We start from the raw sequence: 2741 nt of genomic DNA, 5'->3' as shown, positions 1-2741 counted from the left end.
ATGATTATTTTAAAAAAACAGAACAATACGATCGTGTCGTTACTGATGGCGCTAAGGTTATTGATGCAGTATTAAAAGTTACTGATCATGATATTGAAGAAGCGGTTTTATCCGGCGCTGATTCTCTAGAAAAAGTACAAGAGAAGACCAAAGTTGGTTTAGGTGATCCAACTTGTTTGCCAGAGGTTGAACAATTGATCAGATTTTATCGGGAAAAATATTTTGGTATCTAAGTTATAAATAAAAAACACTCTCAATGTTAGGAGAGTGTTTTTGTTAATTTTGTGAGTAAATATTGACTGCGGCGTAAGAAATAACTATTATTCTTATTATTTTTTCGCAGAATATGAATAGCTTTCAAGAGTGCTCTTCGATCGTTTTTTTTGTTTGACGAGTAAAGATATCTTGCAAGATAGTTATCTGTTGTTGATCGGAAAGTCCAGTCACGTTGAGGAGAATATTTTCCACTACCAAGTTCATTGCTTTACTCCGTGTTTATTCTTTTTTCTTTTTTCTCTGGCGGAAGATAGCAGTGAGACCACGGAATTTTTGTTTAAAATCTAAACCCGGTCCAACAATCCAGCGACGACCAATAATGAAACCAATATAGCTCGGTTCAAATATCAGTGGTTCATGTTTCTTTTTCAGACATAAGGCGCAAACTCTAACTCGTTTGGTTTTTTCACGAACATAATGATAAACAAAATTCATCGTCAGTCCTTGATCAATTACATCTTCCACGATAATGACATTGCGTTTAGTCAAATCAGCATGGGGCTCACTAACTAATTTTACCTCGCCACCTTCTTCACTATCGCCATAGCGTGTCGCTCCAATAGTATCAATAGCGTGACGTAAACCTAATTTTTCCAACTGGCGAGACAGATCAACGCCAAAATAAATACCGCCCGTGAGGACAAAAAGTAGAATCGGCAGATTTTTTTCATCTTGTTGCTTATGATATCTCTGATAAATTTCCCGGGCGATTTTTTTGATTTTTGCCTTGATTCTTTTTTTGCTGATGAACTGATCATAACGATCTCCACCGATAGACAGTGTTTTTGCTTTCATACTTTACTCCTAATTATTTATGTACTGTGAATAAATCTTAGCTTATCGGTATTTAGGCCATTTTGTCAAGCTTTGTCAGAAAGTTTATTTGGTTATATTATATTAGCAGCATTAAGAAAATATATGTTTAAATATCAAGGTTTAACGATTGAAAAATTTAATCACGACACCATTTTTGTCAGAAATCAGCACAATATTTACTTTGACCCTTTTCGCGTTGAGATGATCAATATGCCCAGAGCCGATATGGTGTTCATTTCTCATCAGCACCCTGACCACTGCAGTCCTGAGGATTTAGAAAAGGTGATCAAAAGCGACAGTTTAATCATTGCCTCGCATTTGTGCCAGCCACTATTGCAAAGATTTCAGCAGGAAAAGGTTTTTTTAAAGCCTGGTGAGGGGATTGACTATCGGGGCGTTAAGGTTTTGGCTGTACCCGCTTATAATACCAATAAATATCGAGCACCAGGTCAATTTTTTCATCCCCGTTCCGAGGGCGGTTTGGGTTATTTAATAGAAATAGATAATATTCGCCTTTATTTTGCTGGTGACACAGATGTCATTGAGGAAATGTCTGATTTTGGCTCCATTGACTTAGCCTTTTTGCCGGTTAGCGGCACTTATGTCATGGATGAAAAAGAAGCCGCGCAAGCAATCGCTAAAATTAGACCAAAAGTTGTAGTGCCGATGCACTATGGTTGCGTGGCCGGTGAATTAAAACAAGCTTTTGCTTTGCAGCGCTTGACTGATTTGGCAGAAATTAGGGTTTTGAATTAATTTGTCCACAGTTTGCTAATATCAATATCTAGTATTATAATTCTGTTTGGATGCACAACATATTGTGTAGAGCTACATTCGTATCAATATAATTATTTTCTGAATAGCTCTATTTTTTTTCGGATTTGATTTACTATAAATTTACGATAAATATTAATTTAAATATATGAATCAGCAGCAAGACAAAATTATTGAAACCATTTCTTTGTCTGACGATAGACCCAATCAAACAAGTAATGAGCGGTTGGTAAAAAAAGAAACCAGCAAAGAAGCTCCTTTGACTGGCTTGCAAGGATTGAAGGTTGATTATTATTTTTCCAAACCCGACATTGATCCTTATGATGAAATTGAGTGGGAGTTACGCGAGGCATCTATTACTAACGAAAAGGGCGATGTAATTTTTTCTCAGAAAGATGTGGAGGTTCCTGCTAGCTGGACACAGGCGGCTACCAATATCGTGGTCTCAAAATATTTTCGCGGTCGTGTTGGCACACTAGAGAGAGAAAGAAGCGTTAAACAAATGGTTAGTCGCGTTGCTGACACCATGGCCCAGTGGGGAATTGACGGTGGCTATTTTCATTCCGAACAAGATGGCAAGATTTTTGGTAAAGAGTTAACTGCTTTGTTAGTCAATCAATGCGTTGCCTTCAATAGTCCGGTCTGGTTTAATGTCGGTATTGAAAAGCATCCTCAGTGCTCAGCTTGTTTTATTAATTCAGTCAAAGATGACATGCGTTCCATTCTCAGTTTAGCAGTAACCGAGGGTATGCTTTTTAAATATGGCTCAGGCACGGGTACAAATTTTTCTACGCTCCGTTCGTCAAAAGAGTATTTGCATAATTCTGGTGGTAAGTCCTCCGGCCCTGTATCTTTTATGCGTGGCTTTGATTCTT

Annotated in this window: 4 protein-coding genes; 3 read left to right on the top strand and 1 reads right to left on the bottom strand. The window is 37.6% G+C overall.

Features of this window, described 5'->3' with window-relative positions; translation table 11 throughout:
• On the top strand, nt 1–233 hold a 233-nt coding region (locus COX77_02335; protein PIZ99163.1), incomplete at its 5' end, for an iron-sulfur cluster assembly scaffold protein.
• 262 nt (nt 234–495) lie between these two features.
• On the opposite strand, the gene COX77_02330 is transcribed toward COX77_02335, so the two are convergent.
• Nucleotides 496–1071, bottom strand: a complete 576-nt coding sequence (locus COX77_02330) for a hypothetical protein (GenBank protein PIZ99162.1) — start codon at nt 1069–1071, stop codon at nt 496–498.
• Nucleotides 1072–1194: 123 nt separating this feature from the next.
• On the opposite strand from COX77_02330, the gene COX77_02325 reads away from it, so the two are divergent.
• Nucleotides 1195–1848 carry a Zn-dependent hydrolase gene (locus COX77_02325; protein ID PIZ99161.1) on the top strand — a complete coding sequence of 218 codons (654 nt, stop codon included), beginning with the start codon at nt 1195–1197 and terminating at the stop codon, nt 1846–1848.
• Nucleotides 1849–2014: 166 nt separating this feature from the next.
• A partial coding sequence (locus tag COX77_02320; protein ID PIZ99160.1) for a vitamin B12-dependent ribonucleotide reductase occupies nt 2015–2741 on the top strand: 727 nt, incomplete at its 3' end.

This window comes from Candidatus Komeilibacteria bacterium CG_4_10_14_0_2_um_filter_37_10 (genome assembly GCA_002793075.1).
GTDB lineage: Bacteria > Patescibacteriota > Patescibacteriia > UBA1558 > UBA1558 > UM-FILTER-37-10.
This window is presented reverse-complemented; position numbering and strand designations above follow the sequence as displayed.